This is a genomic window from Undibacterium sp. YM2, from assembly GCF_009937975.1.
Taxonomy (GTDB): Bacteria; Pseudomonadota; Gammaproteobacteria; order Burkholderiales; family Burkholderiaceae_D; genus Undibacterium.
Genome location: NZ_AP018441.1, coordinates 2,546,158 through 2,567,254, shown reverse-complemented (window position 1 = coordinate 2,567,254; position 21,097 = coordinate 2,546,158). Strand labels below are relative to the sequence as shown.

Genomic DNA, 21,097 nt, shown 5'->3' with positions numbered 1-21,097 from the left:
TTTTTATTGGTACGGCTTACTTGATACAATTAATCCAGGACGCCAAAGGATGCGAAGAATTTGGCTCTTGCACTAAATAACGTGGCACCTGGACCAGCTCCTTTTGGTCCTGCATCGCTTTCGAAGCCAGCAAATCACTGATGTTCTGCGACAGGTTTTCGCGATGATTTTCTTTCAGCCATGTCACCAGCTTGGTGCTGGAGTCAGTATCCGTAGTCATCAACACCCTCGCCGCTTCAAAAAGAGAATTTTGTATCGGGATCTCATCGCAACGTCCAGGCCCATTCAAGGCAAGCTTGTAATTTGTTTGTATGGAATTGACAAAGCGGTCTAGTCTGATGAGCTGGTTATCCCGATAGGAATCATCCCTGTATTCATCGGCAGCCGCCTGCTGAAAAAATGCATTGCGCTTGCGCGGATTTCCCTTCTTGGTTAGCTCAAGCAAACGATCCAGACCTATATGCCAAACCGCGCAATTTGCATGATTGATGGAGCGACTCGGCGTCAGGGCGGGAGATTCGTCCACCGCGAAATGACGCCCACGTCCTACCGAATTCCCTTTTCCAGAAAATGCATAATTCTTTAAAGGGATATTGACGTTAGGATTGAACCTGAATGACTGATCAGACGCTAACGGCACGCCCAGCATATCGAGCTGCCATTCCCTGCGCTGCTCCAGCAAGGAATCGAATGCACGATAGATAGATGGGCTGATGACATAATCTATCATGCTGCTCCTGGTATCTGCCAATGAACCACTCAAGTCCCCCCTGTCATTGACGTGCGCATCTACCAGTATCAGCAGGCATGACAAATCCTGAGTGCCCACCAAAATTTCTGAATAGGCACGGATCAACGCATCGACACCCAGATTATCAGATGAGCCCGCATCATATAAATGCAAAAATTTCGGGCTGGCCTGATGATAAATATCAGTCTCAGCATTAAAGTTTTTTAATGCCAAGGGCACGAACAAACCAGGATAGGCAGCAGATGCGGCCACTGCGTCTGCCAGGCGCAACTGATTTAAATCTGAACCAATTTCCTTGAATGCAGCATCCGTAAAAGTAAAACCCTGCAAGCTCGCTTCTGAGGAATTAAGTCCCCTGGTCGTCAAGCTGTCGGCACCGACAAACCGGTGCGCATGCGAACTGTTGATATACAGCGAAGGCTTGCCCGGCTTGCGTTCACCCAAATCGCCATACACCGCGCCCTTGTATATCCCCGTATCAAACACATCTGCCAGGATACGGGTGGCATTTTTACCGGATGTCAGCGTAGGTACAAAATTGATAGGGTTAGCCGAACGGTATACCCATGATGACAAATAGTCCCTGCGTAATTGGGACGCCATCACATCAAAATCCGCCTCACTGGTCAATGGCTTCAAACTCACAGCCGCAGCCGCAAGTGAACCACCAGAGACTGATGACAATGCCGTGACCTCATCAAACAAACCAAAATGACGCAACTGCGACATTACCCCAGGCCAAAATTTGCCGCCCGCAATCCTCCTCCAGAAATCGCTACTCCCACAAACATGGGATGAGGACAAGGATCGCTCTCAGCCACAGTACTTGTTGTACATCCTAGCCGCGACGCGTAATGCGCCCGTGGAACACTGGTGTCACCGCCAGCAGCCTTGACATTTATATGTGGATTTCTTTCATCCAGGTGCAAAGAAGCACAGCCTGATAAAAGCATCGTCGCCCAGATCGAAGAGCCAATAATGGCATTTTTTATCGGGGAAATATTCAACAATTCAAACTCCATGATTCCCTTGAAACCTTGAATTCCACAGTCAACAGAAAGAAATTGACGGCCAGAACTCAAATGCAAACTTGATAGACTATTAATTATTGCACAGGTTCCAGAATATCTCACAAAGACGCTGCGAGGCTGCCCCGCCCCTCCTCCAAGTTGCGGCAAAAAAACGGCGCCGTAATTGCGCAACTGGCCAGGTATTTATAAAATGAACTTGTCTTTTTAACCACCATCAACTACATTTTCAAATCGGAATTTAAAAACTGATTTGCCCGACATGCGCATTGGCACATCCCGGACAAATCTGCACGCATGTCAACCCACATCTACCAGGAAAATACCATGAGTACATCGATAGGCAATGCATCCGACCCCAATCCAGGATTAGCAATGACGCTGGCTGCAGTAGCGTATTGCCCCGATCCGGCTTCAACGCTAAAGAACATGAACAATGGCTGGAGTGCCGTCTGGGTGGCGCAAAACGATATCAACGGCAATATCGCCTTCGTTGCCTACAATGGCAGTTCGCAATATGTGGTGGGCATACGCGGCTCTCTGCTCAACTTTAGCTGGCAGGCTTTTGACAATTGGTTTTATCAGGATTTGAATGTGTTTGAACAAACTGCCTGGACTTATCCAGCCAGCGACGCAAATCCTATGATCTCGCAGGGCTCGTCAGATGGCCTGAATGACCTGACACAGTTGGTCAATGCGTCTGGCCAAACGATATACCAGTACCTTGCTGCAAATGCTATCGGCAGTGACATTTCCATCGGCGTGGTTGGCCACAGCCTGGGTGGTAACCTGACGACGGTTTTTGCCCCCTGGCTGCTGTATCAATTCCAGCAAAACAAAGTAACGCCTCCCGCACTTTTCCCCGTACTGACCTTTGCCGCCCCCACCGCTGGCAACCAGGCATTTGCAGACGCCTATGACAAAAGCTTCCCCAATTCATGGCGCTACTATAATGAGATAGACCTTGTCCCCATGGCATCGGACGATCTGAGTTCTGGAGGGCTGCTGTATTCACCTGCACCAGAAGCCAGCAGCATAGAAACCACATACGACAACGTCACCGTCACACTCAAGGAAGCAATTGACCTCATCGCAATTGCGATCGATACTGCCGAATTTGGTTACGGCTCGTATTACACACAGACCAATCAGGCAAGCGGCAGTGTCGCGCTGAATACCTCAAAATCACTTCACCCGGTGGATACCAGCAAGCCTCTGATAGAACAATGGTTTGACCAGGTCGCCGCCCAGCATGAACAAGGGAATTATTTATCTTTCTTCGGCTTGCCGCCAGTCAGTTGCACGACTTCCTGAACAAGCGGTACACACCGGATCAGCAAGAACAAACGAGCCCTCGTCCAACAAGGGCTTGTTTTCATAAAAAAATCCCCGTGACGATGCCCGCCCTAGCGCGAATCCCGCGACATAAAAAGGCTGGCAATGCTCAGTATCGCCATTGCGCCAACGATGAGACTGCCCAGGGCCTGAAAATCAAAGCCTCCATCGTTGGGTGCATCAATACTCAAATACGAGGGCATCAGGCAGCCTATGATCAAACCACCCGCTATGCCAACCAGCACATTCAGATAAATATTCTGGTGGTCACCCGTAGAAGTCATCAAAATGATCCAGCCGACTATGCCACCGACAAAAATCCAAAAAATCAAATCCATATGCCCTCCGTATTGCTTAGCGATCCCTGTCCTGCTATCTAGAACTCATTTCATAAATAGCATGAGATGCGTTCCTGTGGACTATCACCATGAAAAATCAGTGACCAAATAATTTTTGCCTTTGCTCATGACGTTGCTGTGCCTCCAGCGACAACGTCGCGGTAGGTCGTGCCAACAAACGCTCTATACCGATAGGCTCACCAGAGTCTTCGCACCAGCCATAATCCCCTTCCTCTATGCGCACCAAGGCAGCCCTCACCTTCCTGAGCAGCTTGCTTTCACGGTCACGCGCACGCAACTCCAGCGCATGCTCTTCTTCTATCGTGGCACGGTCAAAAGGGTCTGCAATGATGTCGTTTTCCTGCAGATGGGCCGTAGTCTCATTAGCATTCTGGACCAGGGTTGATTCAATTTCCTGCAAGCGAGATTTAAAAAACGCCAGTTGCGCATCATTCATATACTCCATCTCCCCCATGCGCAGAATTTTTTCTTCTGTCAGCCTGGGCTTGGAGCCAAGTGCACGGGATTTGATCGCCGTTTTTTTAGATGCAGTATTGCTTTGCATGGTAGTCATCGTGATACTCCTGAATCAAGTAGTGAGTCGATTGTCCATTTAAATATTTCCCAAAAGAACATCGCAAAAAACCAGCAGATCTACTGCATAGGTTTTTTCTTTGCAACTGAAGAAATATTTAAAACCTAAGGCAAGATACCAATCAATGAACGCCACATCTACAAGACCAAGGCCACAAAACTTGTCAGTGAGTTCCTACGCTGGGTTAATAATAAAGGCTCATCCATCCTACTTCGCATCAATGTTTGATGACCGTTCTGACCAAAGGAAAAAATATGTTTCTGATGGAGGTATGCCTTAGTGAATAGATTTGCTCGGCCAAGTGGACGCGTACATCAACGGACAGGACATTGCCAGCAAAAATCTATCAGGATATAGTAAGCCTGGTACTGACCGGGGCCAAAGAGAGCAATCAATACAACCGTATACGACCGCGTGACAATACCCCGCAAAGGGTAATAACAGCGTGTAGCTGGAATCAAGACGCCGCTCCAATCTGCATAGCTACAACTAATTCCGACTTCTATTTCGGCGTATGCAATCGGACTGGCACGGTATGGTTATGTGAACCCGGCAACCCGCCTTTTCCCGAGGTCGCAGCATCTCTGAATGCCTTTTTCATCTGAAATTTGACACTCTAGCGACGAAAACACTATCAGCACGCGTGGTGGCGACTAGCGGCGCGTAATCGCCCACTGGGTTGGAAATGTATGAAAGTTATACCTCCCCCCGCTTATTCAAAGCAAAAATGATAAGCTAAACACCCGCGAGGTCGGAAAATTGAAATACCAACCCTGACCCGGCTCTTTTACAAGATCAATACCCATGAAAAATCACCTATTACTCATTTGGATAGCCATTGTTATGACAATGGCTGGATGCGCAACTCCTCCCGTGTCAGCAGATTTAAAACCTCCCCAAAATAATGCTCCTCCAATAGAACTGAAAGAAAACCTTTCTTACACAGTCATTGGCGCATTTGGAAAAGAATCTACTGTCGGCATATTGCAAGGTACTTACCGATTGCATTTGGAAAATTCGATCGGAAAATATTACATTGGCCAACTTCCGTCAGTTTGGTGGAAGCTAGGTAACGAAATAATACTTGCTTACGGGGGAATTTGGATTCCTAATGATTTGTCGTTGATGCCATTTATTTACTATACACCAAGTCGTATTGCGTACAGCTCAAAATCGTTTGGAGAAGCTATAGCCAAAAGAGAGAAAGCCCCACTAGCTTTCGAAGCTACTAATGAAGATTCTACGGCCGTCCAAGCTCTTGTAATGCGAAGTACTCCTGCAAATATGTCACCGGTTCAAGCTGGAATCGCTGGTGGGATAGTAGGGGGAATCATGGGGGACTTATGAGCCTTGATATTCCATCAGGATATCCCACACCAAAGCCTGGCCCAGAGGCTGAATCATTTAAAAATTCGGCTTTTAAGGTATTCAGCCCGCGTAAGGGCGAATAGTGGCGCGTAATCGCCAGCCGGGTTGGAAATGTATGAATGTCAGACCTGGCCCTGTGCCTTGCGACATCACCCGACATTTAACGGAAATCTACTGAGGCTTCAAATGGCGAATGGTTTGACTAGGCTGCAGGCGCAAGAAGCGATACGGGACACTTGTGGTGAGGGCTGGTTGCCCTTAGTCGACGAAGTCTTCGAAAATTTGCCGCCACATATATCGATAACGTGTGCGTTCCAAAAATGGGGGCATTAAGATTTGATCTTGATCCACGCAACGACCCGTCATTTACCGATTACTTAGACGATGTGGCCGAGCGAAGTCTGGAAATCTGTGAGACTTGTGGCGCAACTGGAATTGAAATGATCATCGCTAGCTGGGTTGTCACACGATGCGATTTGCATTCTGCAGGATGGGTATGGCGAAGTGACCAGCCTGACGCAGAAGCCTAAGCACGCGCAGGGGCGATTAGCGCCGCGTAATCGTCCACTTGGTTGAAAATGTAGGAAAGTTAGACCTGACCCCGCGCTTCTCAAAAACATCAGGGGCAAACAAGGCAGAATAAAGAAGCAAAAAGCCAGCATGTTCAACAAGCTGCGCACAAACACCCACCTCAAAGCAAAGGCAGACGGCAACGGGCTGGAAGTGGGTTTCTATGGCCGCGTAGCCCGTATTGCGTGGGTGCATCAATATGGGCTACGGGATAGGGTTGTGGCGGGTGGGGGTGATGTTCAGTATAAAGAGAGGCAGGTCTTGGGATTTTCAGATAAAAAATCCTATGAACAAAATTTCTTTTCTACCTTGCATGAATTCAATGCGAAGTGAACAGTATTATTGTCAAAAAAACTGTAAAGCAGACATTTTCAATAGTAGAATGAAATTGAGTCTTCAAGCCTCGTTTGTCGATTCTGTTATACCGCCTATTTTTGACATATAGAAGATTTGAGACTGGCAACGTCAAGGGCTCCAGAGAATAGAACCAGGACATCCGCTTTTGCGTTCCTTGTTAATTGACCATTTTGAAAATTACAGCAAGATACACATCACCGTCAGAGAGTATGCAAATGGAATGGATTATTCAAAATAAAGAGTGGCTTTTTAGTGGGATTGCTATTGCAATACCGCTTGCAATAATAGGCTGGTTTTTTTCTAGTCGAGGAAATAGCCAAGTTCAAAAAAGCGGCGACAACTCAACGAATATACAGATTGGTGGAAATGTAAAAATAGGCGGTAAAAAGGATGATAAATAGCCAGAGCCAAAATGCTGGAGATAGTTCTACCAATATGCAAGCTCAGCATATGGTCGTGAATCTTGTTGGCATCGATGAAAAACGTGCAAGAGAAATTTATCAAGAAATGATCTTGCAATCAAAAAGAGAATACACTCAAGAGGCTCGTAATGTTGCAAATTCAAGAGTTACGGAGTTCGAAAACAGGCTAATGCCTAAAATGGCACAGGTTGAAGGTGCGTTAGAGGCTTTTGCAGATCCAAGCTTTCAACTGCTCTTAATTGAAGCCCAAAAAGCGGCGGCATCTACCGAAAGATTAGCAGATTACGATCTCTTGTCTGAATTACTGATACACAGATTTCAGAGGGGTGAGAATCGAATCACACGAGCGGGGATCAGTCTTGCTGTAGAGATTGTTGATAAAATTTCTGATGAGGCGCTACTAGGCTTAACCGTAGCGCATGTAGTAAACACCATAATTCCAAATACCGGGGATATTCATCAAGGGCTAGATGTATTAAACGATTTTTGCAAGAAACTATTTTACAGCGAGCTTCCAAAAGGTCAGGATTGGATTGATCACTTAGATATATTGGATGCAGTGCGCTTAAATCCTTTTGGTGGATTTAGAAAATTAGAAGAGTATTACCAAGAGGTTTTGTCTGGCTATGTTGATTTAGGCATTGAAAACAATTCAGCAAATCACAATACGGCAATTGAAATACTAAATAACAATAACTTGACGCAAAGCATATTAGTTGAGCACGCCCTTAATAGTGATTTTCATAGGCTTTGCATTCCCAATAAGGGAAAAATTAATGAACTAACTGCAACCATTCAAGGAACTTATGAGGGCAGATTAGTTAATATCGAACAAAAACTGTCTGACGAACATAAGCAAGCACTCAACTCGATATATGATCTTTATTCCAACGACGGCAACAAAAAACAAGCTAATGTTAAATCATTCATGACAGAATGGGACAAACGGTCGAATTTAAAAATTCTTAGAGAATGGTGGGATAACATTCCTAATGGTTTTTCCATCACATCTGTTGGAAAAGTACTAGCGCACTCTAATGCTCAAAGGTGCGATAAGACTTTACCGCCCCTTGTTTAAAAATTTGATAGATAGACGCTTTTTATTTTTTAGATTTACGATTATATGGTGATTGATTTACTGGCTTAAGCGATACTCCAAGTTCAGACGCTTTAGCTTGTACAGCTTGTGGTGTACGCTCAAGTTTCAATCCCAAAACTCGCGTTGGGGTGTTGCAGCCAACGCATTAGCCGAGATATCAGTATTGGAAGATATTCATAATGTCTACAAAGAGAAATGCCGCGCTTTTGTTAAAAAATTCGACATCTTTGAAGATTATGAAAATTTGCATCAGGTCTACTGGCTAAGCTAGCTCGCGTAGGTACGAATAGCCCCGCGTATTCGTACGCATGACAATCATAGCCAGCCTGATTGCTCTTACGCGGGCTATCATAAAAACATCAAACGGTATTAACCCCGACACCATCAACAAAAAAACTATGCAAGGTCGGCGCTATGAACTCTGCGCTATCGGCATCTAAATCACCGAATCCCGTTATATAGAGCCCATAGCCTTGCTTGCCAGTTATCGGAATCAAGGCTTTACCCCCTTCATCGTCACCGATGGCGAGAGAATTTGAGATGTATTTTTGAATCTGATATGCCTCATTCATTTCAATACATCTAAGTGGACCCCATATCCGCACATAATTTTTGCTATTGACGAGAATCTCAACCTCAGTCATTACCTGTACTAAATCCAAATAATCTTCCGGAACTTGAATCCCACTGAAGTTTTCTAACAGCCTTATATCTTCTTGCGAAGCCGCCCCCTTATGGGAATCAATCCTAAAGCAAGGCAATATATTTTGAAGAATTTTGGCAGATTCCATTTTTTAACCAGTGTATTATTTAATCCGCGTAGGCACGAATAGCCCCAGGTATTCGCTGTCGCGCAGGCTATTGATCATTACCATGTCAGCAATCTCGCAAGTTCATCGGTAAAAAAAGATCTGTTCCTTTTGCAATGCCGGTCTTGAGTGCACGTGCCCCGGCTTCTGTCATCTTTTCAACGTCAACATGAAGAGAAATAAGTTCTTCAAATTGGAGCAGATAAGGCACAATTCCATCACCAAGCTGCCTGCAGGCTATCGAAAGATGGTCCAGATTTTTGAAGGCAATAAGAGCTTTAATATCGTCAAGATCGAGCTCGTCGCCACATAAGGAAATGGGGTCAAGGAAATGGGGTCAGGTCTGACATTACGACAATTCCAGACAAAAGAAAATGTATGAATGCAAGACCTGACCACGCGCCCTTAGAAAATGTATGAATGTTAGACCCCTTGCCGGTACTGATACAAGAAGCTTGGTGAGATGCTGATGGACTTATTGTTCGAAACAAAGCGACCAGCATCGTTTTTGCTATTAAGCATCTTTTCAGTCCGCTTTTACAAGCGATATTCCTGCTTCAGTTGGCATAAGGTTTTTACGACTTTTCGCTTTCACGAATCGACCAAATATTCTTCCTAACTCAATGAATGGCTTTTCTACCCATCGATAGCTTGCAGACGCAACTACAAGCGAAATACTGAGGACGACAGCAAACAGCACGCCTTGGACTGCCAGTGGATATCGCTGGACAATCGCCGACAGTGCAGGACTCATATCATTGAGCAGGTAAAACTGGACAATTACCAAGACTGGCCAATGGAACAGGAAAAGGCTATACGAAACCTTTCCTAAATATCTGGCCCAGGCTTGTCTCAGCAGCGCAGTACCAGGTTGGCCGCGTTCATGGACCACGTACGAAAGAATGAAGAAACAAAAGGGAATTTCTGCAAGCAGTGTCCACCTTCTATCATCATAGAACATAAATGTTGACTGGAATATCCACAGCTGAGGAATGAGGCCGAATCCTAATAGCGCGCCCCAGAACAACGGCCGCCGCAGTCGCCCCAGCGCTGTCATCCATGTTGTTCCATATTCGCCAACGATTAGTCCTGCATGAAACAAGACCAGGGAGCGCATGAACTCGACGCGCAGGTCCCAAGGTGGCATGGGCACGATAAAGATCATCGCCATCAACAAAACAAAAATAGCGAGATTGGTGATTTTTCCCGTTCGAGTGGAAATGAAATAAAGCAGTGGGAAGACCAAGCTACATCCCATCTCGATATTGATGGACCACAGTGGAGCTTGCAGGAAAAAATCCCAGAAAAAAAGTGTCCTCACCAACATGGCAATGTCTGCATTGGACGGACTGCCTGTTAGCAAAGCAACGCCATAGGAAACAAAAACACTAACCCACATTGCCGGTACGATTCGAAGGACTCGCCGGACGACATAGGCTGGCCAGCCAATCAGGAGTGATGCGGTCTCGTTCTTGAGTTGCAGCCCCAGGACGAAGCCGCTCATGATGAAAAAGAGAAGGACCGACGCACGCCCATTAAACACCGTATGAATCAGCCAGTGTGTAATTGGTTGGACGCCCGGATACGTATTGAATATGCCTGGCTTGGCTTCAAAGAAAAACCAAAAGCAATGTTCAATTACAACCGCTAGTGCGGCTAGCCCACGCAGTGATTCTATTTCTTGAAAAAAACCTCGCTGAGAACTGTTGAGTGACGCATTGATATTCTGCATTTGATGACGTCTTTATGACTATCCAAAATGAATTATTAGGGTGTGCAATATTATCTGCCAGCATTTTGAAGGGACAAAAATGGCTAGCATTAAGTTTCTCTTGTTCGTTTATGTTCTAGTGTCAAAATTTTTCATTGTCTTTCATTCCTTCGTTGATTCATCACTAAATCAATGACGATTTTTAATTGGTACTTCCCAATAAGAAGGCGCGTCACCGGGCGCATCCATGCGTTGCCGTATGATCCCGTCGGCCATACGTACAGTACGGCCTATAGAATGAACCTTGCCGTCAAAGTGACAGCTTTCATCTGGAGGTCTTTCATTACTTAATATCTCTTGGCTTGCTTTTGCAGGTGACGCAGACATTAAGAACACTGCTTCTGTGATTATCATCAACACCATCAAGCCAAAAAGCACATGCAATTTAAAATTAGTCTTTTTGAGTAGTTCGCTGTTTGCCTGGCAATTTTTGCAGGGAATTTCTTTGATCTGAACTGGTGCTTCTATTTGTGCTGTATCTGCCTGCAAATCATCATCAATACATTCTGCATACTTCTTGTCGATGTACTCGCAAGCGTCATTAAATTTGTTGCGTGGAAAATTATCCATTTTGTCAGTATCAAATTTATTTAGCAATTCGCGGTAAATATCGAGCGCAATCAAATCTGACACGGCCGACAATTCTTTTACTTTTTTTATGATGTCGTCGCGCTGCGCTTTGGTCAGAAGTTTTTCTCCATCATTGTTCAGGTTCAAATTTATGACAATGCTGAGCGATGGCCCGACATTTGAATCACCCATCACAATCTGGCCTACATCACCGCTTATTTCATTTTTTTGCGCCATTACCAACCTGCGGTTCCTGCCTTCATCAAACTACATGCTTGATATTGAAATTCATTTTTTCAGACCGAAAGCAAACTGCTGATAGAAATCGATTCTGAATACGTATTGAAGCCATTCCTTATTTTTACCCAAGATAAAGGGCTGCGATGGATTGTTAGTCCGCATAGATGCGCATACCCCATCGCATTCCCACCCAAAATATGAAAATGCAAATTTGCGTGCAAACTGAAGCAAATTTTGCGCCCCTTTTCAAGTTGCAGAGCAGCCTCGATAACCATGCCTGCTTTTTGCTATTTTTATTTATTTCTTATAATAAAGTCAATGTAAATGCACAAAAAAAGGCCCTTGATTATTAATCAAGGGCCTTTTGTATTCGTTGGCGGAAGCTGTGTCCGCCAATATATATTCCAATCCAATCCAATTTAATAAATTTTTTTCATAAATATCAATAACTTAAAATTCCTTCAGTCCAATATCTTCCAACGCAATCTATTAAAACCCAAGCATTAATGGCATACTGGATGGCATACCAGTTTTTCTGTTTTCATGGATAATTATGGCAATTCTCACTGACTTAAAAGCCCGCAATATCAAGCCTGACTCAATAGCCCTACCCCATGGTGGGGTGACAGGTCTTGCATTACATCCTTCCAACAAAAAAGGGAGTGGCAAATGGGTATTACGCTTTGTGAGCCCAGATACAGGCAAACGGCGCAATGCTGGCTTAGGCAGCTACCCTGAAATTAGTATCGCTGAGGCGGCGAAAACTGCCATGCAAATGCGAGAGAAAATTGAGAAAGGGATTGACCCACTTGAAGAGAAAATTAGATCCAAAGCCAAATTAGCCACACCAACTTTTAAAGCTGCGGCTGAAGCTTTGCATACTGAATTGTTACCTGGTTGGAAGAATGAAAAGCATGGTCAGCAATGGATCAATACTCTGACTGAATACGCCTTCCCTCTTATCGGCAATTTGCCGCTTGATAAAATTTTACCAAGACATATTGCAGACACTTTGCGCCCGATCTGGTTGGAGAAAGCAGAAACAGCCAGCAGATTAAAGCAACGCTTGCATGCGGTGATGGCCTGGGGTTGGGCGCATGAATATTGTCAATCGAACCCTGTGACCGTGGTTAATCATTTACTGCCACAACAGCCTGGCAAATCGGTTAGAACCAAGCATCATCCTGCTATGCCATGGAAGGACATTCCTGCCTTTATAGCCAGTCACCTAAATGGTGCTGAACGTTATGATGTTACAAGGCCCATGCTGGAATTCTTGATTTTGACTGCAGCTCGATCAGGGGAAGTAAGGGGAATGAAATGGTCTGAAGTAGATTGGAACAATGCTATTTGGACAGTTCCTGCGGAGCGCATGAAAGCAAAATTAATTCACAGAGTCCCATTGTCATTGCGAGCGATTGAGATTTTAAAGAAGCAACAAGAGATACACGAAGATCTAGTATTCCCATCGCCGCGCGATCAAGTGGAATTATCCGACATGGCGATGACCAGCTTTTTACGCCGCGTTAAAGCGCATAGCGATACCCCTGGGCGAGTTGCCACTGCTCATGGATTTAGATCGAGTTTTCGAGATTGGTGCAGTGAAAGCGGCCATTCACGCGATTTGGCAGAACGCTCGTTGGCACACCAAGTTGAGAATAAGGTGGAAGCTGCCTATCACAGGACTGACCTGTTGGAACAACGTCGTCCTTTAATGCAAGCCTGGACAGATTTTCTTGGAAGAAGTGAATCATCCTCCTTAATTTAAAGTGTAGTAGTTGGCATTTGAGGTTATGGACACGACACAAGGAATTCGCACCTCTGCAAGAACACCGTCTCAAGATTTCACATTATCCGGTTTTACGGTGTCACTCATGGATTATTTCTCAAAATCAGCCCTCAGCCCAATCTGGCGGTCTCCAAGCTCAGACAAAAATCTGCTTGCATGCGCACATATCAAATATTGCATATATATCTTCACAATATGTTATTTAATACATTGACTTTGCCTCAATGGAGCGCCTAAAATCTAACATTAGTTGTTTTTTTTATAGCAACTTAATTTAGTAAATAAATATTTAAAATGACAATAATAAGTACAATTCTCACAATTTTTTAGAATTAACTTATTAGCAAGACAAATTAGTAGCAGCCGCAGAGAATGAGCAACAAACATGCCTTCTGAACAGGCATAGTGATTATGAGTGGAGTTATTTGACGGCCAATTCTTATGTGCAGAACTTGCACTAGGCAACGATAAAATAGGGGTAGACTATGTACTCGACAAGAAAGCTTTGCACCGCTTTTACTAGTGCGCTAATTGCGATTTCGGCGTTGTTTGTGGTCCCAAAAGGGTTTGCCCAAGTTAGTCTCGACTCTGCAGATACCATTTGGGAAGTAGAACACGTGCCTACAAAGGAGAAGTTCACAATTGTTCGAGATGCGCATCAAGCAGATCTTTGGTTCTACATTCCCACACGTCCTCGGCTGGCCTCACGAGTTGTCAATGGTACCGAACTACCTTGGTTCTCACTTCTGCGATACCAGTACAAAGATCCAGCCAATACAGGAAAGCTAAAAGAAGCGGGAATCCTGCAGTTCGCTGTCACTCTTGATGCTGGCGAAGCCCTGAGTTCATTGCGAAAAGCCGTGTCATCGCGTACAGGCGTTGCAGAGAATCAAGTCAAGCTCGCAGCGCTCCCGTTCAAGAGCGCTACTGCATCACTTTACACTCCGGATGGTGCGCTGGTTACCGGCACGAAGTTGGGAGACAGGGATGCACCAACAGTGGGTACTCAAAACCTTATTTTTTCGTTACCGCTCACGAACGTGGGTACTGAAGTCTATGAGGCCCTGACTAAGTCGGCGACGGGGTACCCGTAATAGTGGATATTGTTTATGAAGGTTTGACTCCAGTATCCACATTCCAAGTCAAGGTGGACTACCAAAAGGCCCGATCCTACTTCAGTTCAGATGTAAAAACCAGAGTTTCCGTTGGCAGTTTTGGCTTTTTTGGCCTCGTCCGCACGGGATCTGCTACATATCAAGAAGAACGTTCCAACGTACGTGACTCGTTGATCAACTCTGGGGTGATGACTGTGACAGGCGAGGTTGGGATTGGCTTCCAGCAATCGGATCTTGACAAATACCTCGACCCGATCCTACAACGGTTAGCGCAGTCAGTTTTGGTGCTCCAGCAAACACCAGAAAAAATCGAGCCAGCAAATGCGAACGACCCGAGCCTGGGCGGCGGATGGCTCAACGTAGGAAGATCAGAGGCTTACAAAGACGTTAGTCAGCTCACAAAGCTTCAAGAGACTATTTCCTTCACCTTTCGAAGGACTATTGACCGAAGAACATCCGTACAAGGCTTCATCGGTCTAGGTGGTAAGTATGCCGAAAACGATCCTATCCTTAAGAATCTTTACACTTTTGTACAAGGAGGATCATTTTCATCTGCATACGTAGTGCTTCCTCCAATGGGTACCATTGACGGCCTAAGCTTAACTGACGTTCAGGTTGTTCTCAAGGCTACTTATAAGTCTGGAAAGGCTCAACAGCAGCTTGTTAGCTGGCATGATCCCGGTGCTTGGACAGATGCCCAAGGCCGCAGCGTAAGCAACTTTGCGTTCGAACTCTCTTCGAATGGAGTAACAAAGGTGGGGGACTATTCACTTGAGCAATCTGGAAGCATACTATACCCGACCCTTGGCACAACGAAGTCCCTCAATCTAAAACCACGAAAAATAACTACACCTGCAACCCAACTAGAGGCTGGAATTCACGATGTTCTGCCAATGGTAGAGCAACTTCAATTTAGGTTTGATAGTCTTCCTTGGTCTGGCGTAGATGGCGTTGACGCAGGCATTAGAAATGGAATACTAACTGTGAAAGCAGATGACAAGACAATTGGTACAGGCTTCATTTCGCCAGCTAGTTTAAACGGAGTAAAAAGCGTCCCAAGACCTACGTTTCTGTTGTTTGACCAATTGGACTTGCCGAGAAGATTATCTATTAAGTTTGACGCCAATTTCAAGGATGGAACAAAGCGAACGTTTTCCTGGAGTGGGCTGTGGCAGGATGCGCCTTTAAATAAGGCATTCGACTGTTCAGAATTCACCCCAACATGTTAGCTTTTAAAATACAGTGGGCCATTATTCTGCCTCTCGTGATGCAGTTGCTCACTGGTCACGCCACCGCGCAGACGGTCGCACGGTTCGTTTCTAATGACGCTACAGTATTCATTCCATTCCCAGATACGGAGACTGCGGTACTTGGATTTCTCGACTGGAAACCCACAGGCAATGTTCGAATTACGGTTAGTCCCAAGACCAGACGTTTGATCTTAATTGGTAGGCGTATTGGTGCCGCAGCGGACACGTCTATTAGTGTTGATGGCGCCAATAACCTTATAGACGTCCATCTATTTGTTGATGACGTGGATGTCGATCAATCTGCGTCATTAACAATATTTGCTTACCGATCTCCAGGGCAAAATGGGTACCCTCTATTTGGATTTAAGTACGGCATGTCTACCCTTTTTCCATTTTACAAAGCGCCGACTGCACCTCAGGTTGGCCTCAATTTCAATGTATGCGGGCAGGCAGCTGTGAACGCTACGTCTACAGTGGCAGGGTCATCAATAGTTGTAAATACCCAAGCAGGCCCGACCGCTGTTAGCACAGGCCTCAATCAAATCCAAGCAGCTCTCTCTGCGCTCAATGCTCAATATTCAGAAGACGATTTCCCCAGCTCGCAAATGTCCGTTTCCGACAGTTTCTGGGTTGGAGAGTATGCCAACTTGAAGCCTTATTGGGATGCTCGCAACCATCCTGAGAGAAACTCCTATGAGCGTCTACGTGAGGGTCTCAAGGGGGCAGTCAATGTGGCAAATAATGTAAAGATTCCAGCGCCTGTTAGTGGAACGCTTCAACGCCTGACACTGCCTGAATGTGCGGATAGTAACGGCAGTGCGCTCGGAGATTGGATCAAGGCATGGGAGACAAGTGCGCTCCCTTCAATTTTGGCTGCGGCCAAGCAAGCAATGGATCAACAACGATGGCAGGAAGCGCTTAAATTTTATTCCTATTTAAGTAAGTACAAACCAATTGTTGACGTTGGCGTTGGCGTCTCTGCCGAGGGACTACAGACTATCGACGCCGCTATTTCTGATCGAGCTCGTTTTGGATCTATCTTTAGAACCACTATCCCAACCAATCCCCAAAGTTTTGAATTCCTTTCGAGCGGAACGGTGATCAATGATCTTGTATCACTGGCACGCGCGCCCGCCCCCACCCACATTACACCAAGGTTCAGTGCAGTCGATGGAGTGCGGCAAAAAGGAAGTGTCCAAGTTGATCCGTCTGGGAATCTAATTGTCACGGTTTTGGGGACATTGCTTGTAGATCCCGCAGTCGTCTTGGCTACATCTCGCTCTGAGGATGTAGTTTCAACCAATGTGAACGCTTTGGAGGCACTCGACGTAGCTATTGATTCGGCAGCTTGGCAGGAGGGCACAGCGACAGCATGGCGAGTAGGCAGTGATCTTTCAATCAGTCTCACTATGCCAAGAAGCAGAGCAGCTTTAATACTTCATCAAATGCGTAGTTTGACCGGGATTCCAGTGACATTGAGGATCAAAAGAAGTGCACAGCAGCGTGACTCCTTTACTGAAATTCAGGTGATCGTTCGTCTACAGTCTCATGTTGGCGTTCTCCCGATGCGTTTGGTGAATGATCAAATACTAAATACGAGCGACGAGACTGTTTCCATCTCATTTGCAGTTACTCAAAATAACTCAGGCAAGCAACTCTTGAATAAGGCAATATCGACGTGCAAAATCGCCGCAAAGGCATCGATTTCACTCACGGAGTGTTTTGGTCAAGCAGTAACCGTTGCAGACGTGGTTCAGTTTGTATTCGATACTTCCGCCGCAAACGATTCGATTGAAGCTGCCTATTTTGACTTTATTCAAAATGATTTAACACTTGGGGTGAGTGTCCAATGCGAATTACCGTCGGTCTATACGAGTAGCAACCAGCCTTTTACGAAGGCGTTACTTACCATTACCCCAATCAATATCTCGAATCAGTCGAAACTACCATCCAAGGTTGTTGACTTGCGAAGCTGTGGTCCAAATGGAAAACGAGATCTTCAATGGATTAAGCCCAATGATGCAAACGCGTGGTCATTTAGAGTACAGGGATTGGTATCGTATGATACGGCCGATTTTACGATAGATCAAAACTACGTCGGGGCAGTTTTCTCAGTCACATCAGACATGCTGCCTGGATTCAATTAGAAATAAGCCAGAATTCCAATTAATACAAACTTGATTTTTTGGAATATGAGCGTCCCTCGGAGGGTGTAAATAATTTTGTGTCCATAAAGTAAAGCTACTCTCATCTATCGAATTTAATTCAATGCGCTTACTTATCAGCGACACATGTCGCTGCTTAACTAGTTGGCGTCAATGAGCTTTCGAACGTAGGCCTCTGGTAGGTCGAGGATTTTCCTTTGAGGCACTACAAGGCTATTAAAGGTTCGAGCAACCTGAGTTGCGAATGTTTCGCAGTCATTATTCGTTAATGAATAGATTCCAGCGTATTGCACCGAACTTAGTGCTGGTAAATTATAGAACGGCTGAGCAATTGACCATGCATGATCAAAGTCATTTTTGTTTACGAGGAGCTCAAGACACTGCTCCTCCATGTGCGTGAAATTCTCTTCTCCGAGATATCCGCTAGGCATAGTGAGCAGCGCGCTGAACGACAAAACCCCTTGGATGAGTCCTGCTCTAGTCGTGTAGCCTAATGCAATCACTTTTCGATCTTGATCAGTGGGCTTGAAGCTGTATGCGACAAACATGTGCCCAGGCAAGCCTTCGGGGCCTGGTGAGGGGCGCGAACAAATTGAGACTGTGTATTCTCCATCCGCATCGGTTTGATTGCGAAGATCAATCTGCTTGTGAGGACTCGCTATACATATTTGCGTTCCAAAGAGAATAGTTGTTACTAATACAACCATAATGTAAGCTCGCGCCATAGGTTTGTCTTTCATCAAAAGAGCTACACACTCACCTTTTTCATGTTTTTCACATAGCCCGTCGCAAACACGTTATCGATAGCAACGTCATAGATATCGCCAGTGCCGTCTACTTTCACGTTGAGATGGGTGTGCGAAAGTTCGACACCCTTGAGAAATTTTCCACTCTTAAACTTTGGCGCAGATGTCACTTTTCCTGTGACATAGCTGCCTTTGCCAGCATCGCAGGTTGCTTTGTTGTCTGCCCATGCGATCGAACTTGTCATGATCAGCCCCAACAACATTACATTCAGAATCGAAGTTTTCATTATTTTCCTATCTGTGAAGGACAAGCAAAGTCAACCAGAGATGCCGTCATAAACAATTTCCAGCATATGTTGGTGACGGATGAATTGGGTTGTAACTAATTGAATAATATCTTCTTATTTTTTTACAAAAATTATAAATAAAGCTAGATATTTAAATAATTGTTAAATCGTTGCAAAAATGATCCGTTAACTTGGCATAGCGGAAAATCTCTCCCCAACCACCTTCATTTTCAAGAAATCAACAAACGGAAATGAAGATGACATTTAATTTTTTTGTGCATATACTGTACATTAATTCAGTATTTTTCCAATCCAAAAAATTATTTCGTCAGCAACAAAATCATGATTGCCCAGTCACCAATCCCGCCAAATCTATCCAGTGTGCTAGGCAAAATGCCGCACGCCATCTGGCGGGCCAGCGAGATGGCTGTCTATAAAGCGTCGACGCTTTCATCTGGTTTCAAAGAACTGGATGCAGAGTTACCCAATGAAGGCTGGCCACGCTCATCTTTGATCGAGCTGTTGGTCCAGCAGGCAGGCATCGGCGAAATGCAGCTCTTGAAGCCAGCTCTGGCAGCGATAGCCAGATCACAGCGCATCGCCTTGATCCAGCCACCCCATGCCCCCAATGGCCTGACATGCCAAAGCTGGAACCTGCCCGCAGAACGGCTCATGTGGCTCAAAGCCAAAACCACCGCCGATGCCCTGTGGACCACCGAGCAAATTTTGAAGAACGGCAGTTGCGGTGCAGTACTGCTCTGGCAAGCAAATATCCGTGCTGAAGCCTTGCGACGATTGAACCTGGCAGCACAGACAACCGACACATATTTCTTTCTCATGCGTCCAGTGTCAGCGCAAAGAGATACTTCTCCGGCACCTTTGCGTTTAGCTCTTCGACCGGCGCGATCGGGTATCAATGTGGAAATCGTCAAACGGCAAGGACCACATTCAGACCTTATCCATTTCATTAACCTGCCTGACATGCCTGTCAGTCGCCACAACAACTCAACGGAACACGATCATGCGCATGTGGATTTGCCTGCACCTGCGATTCTTGCCACTGGAAGCAATCAGACCATCCTGGTCTGAGCCTGGTCCCTATGTATTAATGGAACAAGACCGTGTCCTGACTGCAAGCCGGGAGGCGGCAGTTGCCGGCGTGCGTCCTGCAATGCGGCGCAGCGGCGTTGCTGCAGTCGTACCCGACGCGATTATGATAGATCGTGATCTGCACAAGGAAGACATAGCCTTCAACGCCATCGCGATGGCGCTATTGCGGTTCACCCCTGAAGTCACCTACGCTGATGACTTCTGTGTCCTGATGGACGTTACTGCCAGTCTGAGTCTGTTCCGTGGCCCACGGGCTATTTGCAGGCAGATCAAGAAGTGTGTGCGCATGCTGGGATTTACCGCGACCATGGCCACTGCCCCCACAGCCATGGGTGCATGGCTGCTCTCCAGAGTACCGTTCAGTAAGAAATATGGGCAGGTCAGGCGTGTCGTTCAGACTGGCACCATGGAGAGATTGCTGGACCGTCTGCCTGTATTGCTTCTGCCATCTGCCCACGAGCACTTTGAATGGCTGCAAGGCATAGGCTGTGACACCATTGGTCAGCTACGCAAGCTGCCAAGGGCAGGATTGCAGAGGCGTACCAACAAGCTCTTGTTGGAAGCCATGGATAAAGCCTTTGGCATGGCACCGGAACTGTTTGAATGGATCAAGACGCCCTTGACCTTCTCTGCCCGGATGGAGACACATGACCGTATTGAGCATGCGGAGGCACTGCTGTTTGGCTCCGAGCGCCTGTTATTGCAACTGGTCGGCTGGCTGGTGTCACTGCAAAAGGCTGTTTCCTGTTTTGTGTTCTTCCTGGAACATGAGCGTGGTCGTGCGGCCATAGCGCCTTCCGTTCTCGAAATCAGTCTGGCCGAACCGGCATGGCACGAAGATCACCTGATCCGCCTGTTAAAAGAGAGACTGGGAAGACTTGAGCTGGTGGCTCCCGTCATTGCCCTCAGATTGGAAGTCCTGCAACTGGTCGATATGTTGCCGCCAACCGATTCCTTATTCCCTGAGCCTGGTGGTTCGCAGGAGGATCACAACCGCCTGTTGGAGTTACTGGTCGCTCGCCTGGGTAAAGAGAATGTGCTGAAGCTAACGCCATTAGCTGACCATCGCCCTGAGCGTGCCAATTGCTGGGTGCCGGTCTCTACTAAATGTGCCAAGCAAGAATCGGATTCTATCGACCTGGAGCGGCCATTCTGGGTATTAGAAAATCCCATTCAGCTCTTGATGCGTGATGACCGTCCATTCTACAACTCGCCCCTCAAGCTGATTAAAGGGCCCGAACGGATAGAAAGCGGCTGGTTCGACAATGCCATGGCAGCACGTGACTACTACGTTGCCCAGGGCAGTGATGCAACATGTTACTGGGTCTACCTTGAGCGGACCTCGGACCCGCGCTGGTTTTTGCACGGCTTATTTGCGTGAG

21 protein-coding genes are annotated in these 21,097 nt (G+C 46.1%); 12 read left to right on the top strand and 9 right to left on the bottom strand.

What is annotated here, in order from left to right; all coding sequences use genetic code 11:
• Window positions 1-16: 16 nt before the first annotated feature.
• Both UNDYM_RS11675 and UNDYM_RS11670 read right to left on the bottom strand, forming a co-directional pair.
• Window positions 17-1,480: a patatin-like phospholipase family protein gene (locus tag UNDYM_RS11675; RefSeq protein WP_162041180.1), complete on the bottom strand. Its 1,464-nt coding sequence runs from the start codon at window positions 1,478-1,480 to the stop codon at window positions 17-19.
• Window positions 1,480-1,953: a hypothetical protein gene (locus UNDYM_RS11670; RefSeq protein WP_162041179.1), complete on the bottom strand. Its 474-nt coding sequence runs from the start codon at window positions 1,951-1,953 to the stop codon at window positions 1,480-1,482. The genes UNDYM_RS11675 and UNDYM_RS11670 overlap by 1 nt, the downstream gene beginning before the upstream one ends.
• Window positions 1,954-2,106: 153 nt before the next feature.
• Between UNDYM_RS11670 and UNDYM_RS11665 the strand changes: the two genes are divergently transcribed.
• The gene (locus tag UNDYM_RS11665) at window positions 2,107-3,093 is read left to right on the top strand and encodes a lipase family protein (RefSeq protein WP_162041178.1); all 987 of its coding nucleotides are present in this window, start codon (window positions 2,107-2,109) and stop codon (window positions 3,091-3,093) included.
• A 92-nt stretch (window positions 3,094-3,185) separates the two neighbouring features.
• Here UNDYM_RS11665 and UNDYM_RS11660 read toward each other — a convergent pair whose 3' ends face one another.
• Window positions 3,186-3,452 (bottom strand): GlsB/YeaQ/YmgE family stress response membrane protein, encoded by a 267-nt coding sequence (locus tag UNDYM_RS11660; RefSeq protein ID WP_162041177.1) that lies wholly within the window; start codon window positions 3,450-3,452, stop codon window positions 3,186-3,188.
• 97 nt (window positions 3,453-3,549) lie between these two features.
• Complete coding sequence (dksA, locus tag UNDYM_RS11655; RefSeq protein WP_162044582.1) at window positions 3,550-4,017, bottom strand: RNA polymerase-binding protein DksA; 468 nt, start codon at window positions 4,015-4,017, stop codon at window positions 3,550-3,552.
• An 834-nt stretch (window positions 4,018-4,851) separates the two neighbouring features.
• Here dksA and UNDYM_RS11650 point away from each other — a divergent pair.
• From UNDYM_RS11650 to UNDYM_RS11635, 4 genes are all read left to right on the top strand, one after another.
• The gene (locus UNDYM_RS11650; protein ID WP_162041176.1) at window positions 4,852-5,394 is read left to right on the top strand and encodes a hypothetical protein; all 543 of its coding nucleotides are present in this window, start codon (window positions 4,852-4,854) and stop codon (window positions 5,392-5,394) included.
• Window positions 5,395-6,033: 639 nt separating this feature from the next.
• Window positions 6,034-6,318: a phage virion morphogenesis protein gene (locus tag UNDYM_RS11645; protein WP_162044581.1), complete on the top strand. Its 285-nt coding sequence runs from the start codon at window positions 6,034-6,036 to the stop codon at window positions 6,316-6,318.
• Between the two features lie 239 nt (window positions 6,319-6,557).
• Window positions 6,558-6,743: a hypothetical protein gene (locus UNDYM_RS11640; RefSeq protein ID WP_162041175.1), complete on the top strand. Its 186-nt coding sequence runs from the start codon at window positions 6,558-6,560 to the stop codon at window positions 6,741-6,743.
• On the top strand, window positions 6,733-7,842 hold the full coding sequence (locus UNDYM_RS11635; protein ID WP_162041174.1) for an LPO_1073/Vpar_1526 family protein: 1,110 nt from the start codon (window positions 6,733-6,735) through the stop codon (window positions 7,840-7,842). The genes UNDYM_RS11640 and UNDYM_RS11635 overlap by 11 nt, the downstream gene beginning before the upstream one ends.
• A 380-nt stretch (window positions 7,843-8,222) precedes the next feature.
• Here UNDYM_RS11635 and UNDYM_RS11630 read toward each other — a convergent pair whose 3' ends face one another.
• Window positions 8,223-8,654: an SMI1/KNR4 family protein gene (locus UNDYM_RS11630; protein WP_162041173.1), complete on the bottom strand. Its 432-nt coding sequence runs from the start codon at window positions 8,652-8,654 to the stop codon at window positions 8,223-8,225.
• 187 nt (window positions 8,655-8,841) lie between these two features.
• Between UNDYM_RS11630 and UNDYM_RS11625 the strand changes: the two genes are divergently transcribed.
• Window positions 8,842-8,985 (top strand): hypothetical protein, encoded by a 144-nt coding sequence (locus UNDYM_RS11625; protein WP_162041172.1) that lies wholly within the window; start codon window positions 8,842-8,844, stop codon window positions 8,983-8,985.
• Window positions 8,986-9,198: 213 nt separating this feature from the next.
• Here the strand turns inward: UNDYM_RS11625 and UNDYM_RS11620 are convergent, their stop codons facing one another.
• Complete coding sequence (locus tag UNDYM_RS11620) at window positions 9,199-10,404, bottom strand: acyltransferase (RefSeq protein ID WP_162041171.1); 1,206 nt, start codon at window positions 10,402-10,404, stop codon at window positions 9,199-9,201.
• A gap of 168 nt (window positions 10,405-10,572) precedes the next feature.
• Entirely contained in the window at window positions 10,573-11,250 is a 678-nt protein-coding gene (locus tag UNDYM_RS11615; protein WP_162041170.1) for a hypothetical protein, read from the bottom strand.
• Window positions 11,251-11,806: 556 nt separating this feature from the next.
• On the opposite strand from UNDYM_RS11615, the gene UNDYM_RS11610 reads away from it, so the two are divergent.
• The 4 genes from UNDYM_RS11610 to UNDYM_RS11595 all read left to right on the top strand — a co-directional run bounded on the left by UNDYM_RS11610 (window position 11,807) and on the right by UNDYM_RS11595 (window position 17,554).
• Window positions 11,807-13,021, top strand: a complete 1,215-nt coding sequence (locus UNDYM_RS11610) for a site-specific integrase (RefSeq protein WP_162041169.1) — start codon at window positions 11,807-11,809, stop codon at window positions 13,019-13,021.
• Between the two features lie 506 nt (window positions 13,022-13,527).
• Window positions 13,528-14,136, top strand: a complete 609-nt coding sequence (locus UNDYM_RS11605; protein WP_162041168.1) for a hypothetical protein — start codon at window positions 13,528-13,530, stop codon at window positions 14,134-14,136.
• A gap of 2 nt (window positions 14,137-14,138) precedes the next feature.
• Window positions 14,139-15,386, top strand: a complete 1,248-nt coding sequence (locus UNDYM_RS11600) for a hypothetical protein (RefSeq protein WP_162041167.1) — start codon at window positions 14,139-14,141, stop codon at window positions 15,384-15,386.
• Complete coding sequence (locus UNDYM_RS11595; RefSeq protein ID WP_162041166.1) at window positions 15,380-17,554, top strand: hypothetical protein; 2,175 nt, start codon at window positions 15,380-15,382, stop codon at window positions 17,552-17,554. Before UNDYM_RS11600 ends, UNDYM_RS11595 begins: the two co-directional genes overlap by 7 nt.
• 158 nt (window positions 17,555-17,712) lie before the next feature.
• Here the strand turns inward: UNDYM_RS11595 and UNDYM_RS11590 are convergent, their stop codons facing one another.
• A complete protein-coding gene (locus tag UNDYM_RS11590; protein ID WP_162041165.1) occupies window positions 17,713-18,312 on the bottom strand; it encodes a hypothetical protein in 600 nt (199 codons plus the stop codon).
• Window positions 18,313-18,320: 8 nt separating this feature from the next.
• Window positions 18,321-18,605, bottom strand: coding sequence for a hypothetical protein (locus UNDYM_RS11585; RefSeq protein ID WP_162041164.1), 285 nt, complete (start codon window positions 18,603-18,605; stop codon window positions 18,321-18,323).
• Window positions 18,606-18,947: 342 nt separating this feature from the next.
• Here UNDYM_RS11585 and imuA point away from each other — a divergent pair, with 342 nt between their 5' ends.
• Window positions 18,948-19,694, top strand: a complete 747-nt coding sequence (gene imuA / locus UNDYM_RS11580) for a translesion DNA synthesis-associated protein ImuA (protein ID WP_162041163.1) — start codon at window positions 18,948-18,950, stop codon at window positions 19,692-19,694.
• On the top strand, window positions 19,627-21,096 hold the full coding sequence (locus UNDYM_RS11575) for a DNA polymerase Y family protein (RefSeq protein WP_162041162.1): 1,470 nt from the start codon (window positions 19,627-19,629) through the stop codon (window positions 21,094-21,096). Before imuA ends, UNDYM_RS11575 begins: the two co-directional genes overlap by 68 nt.
• The last annotated feature ends 1 nt before the right edge of the window (window position 21,097 follow it).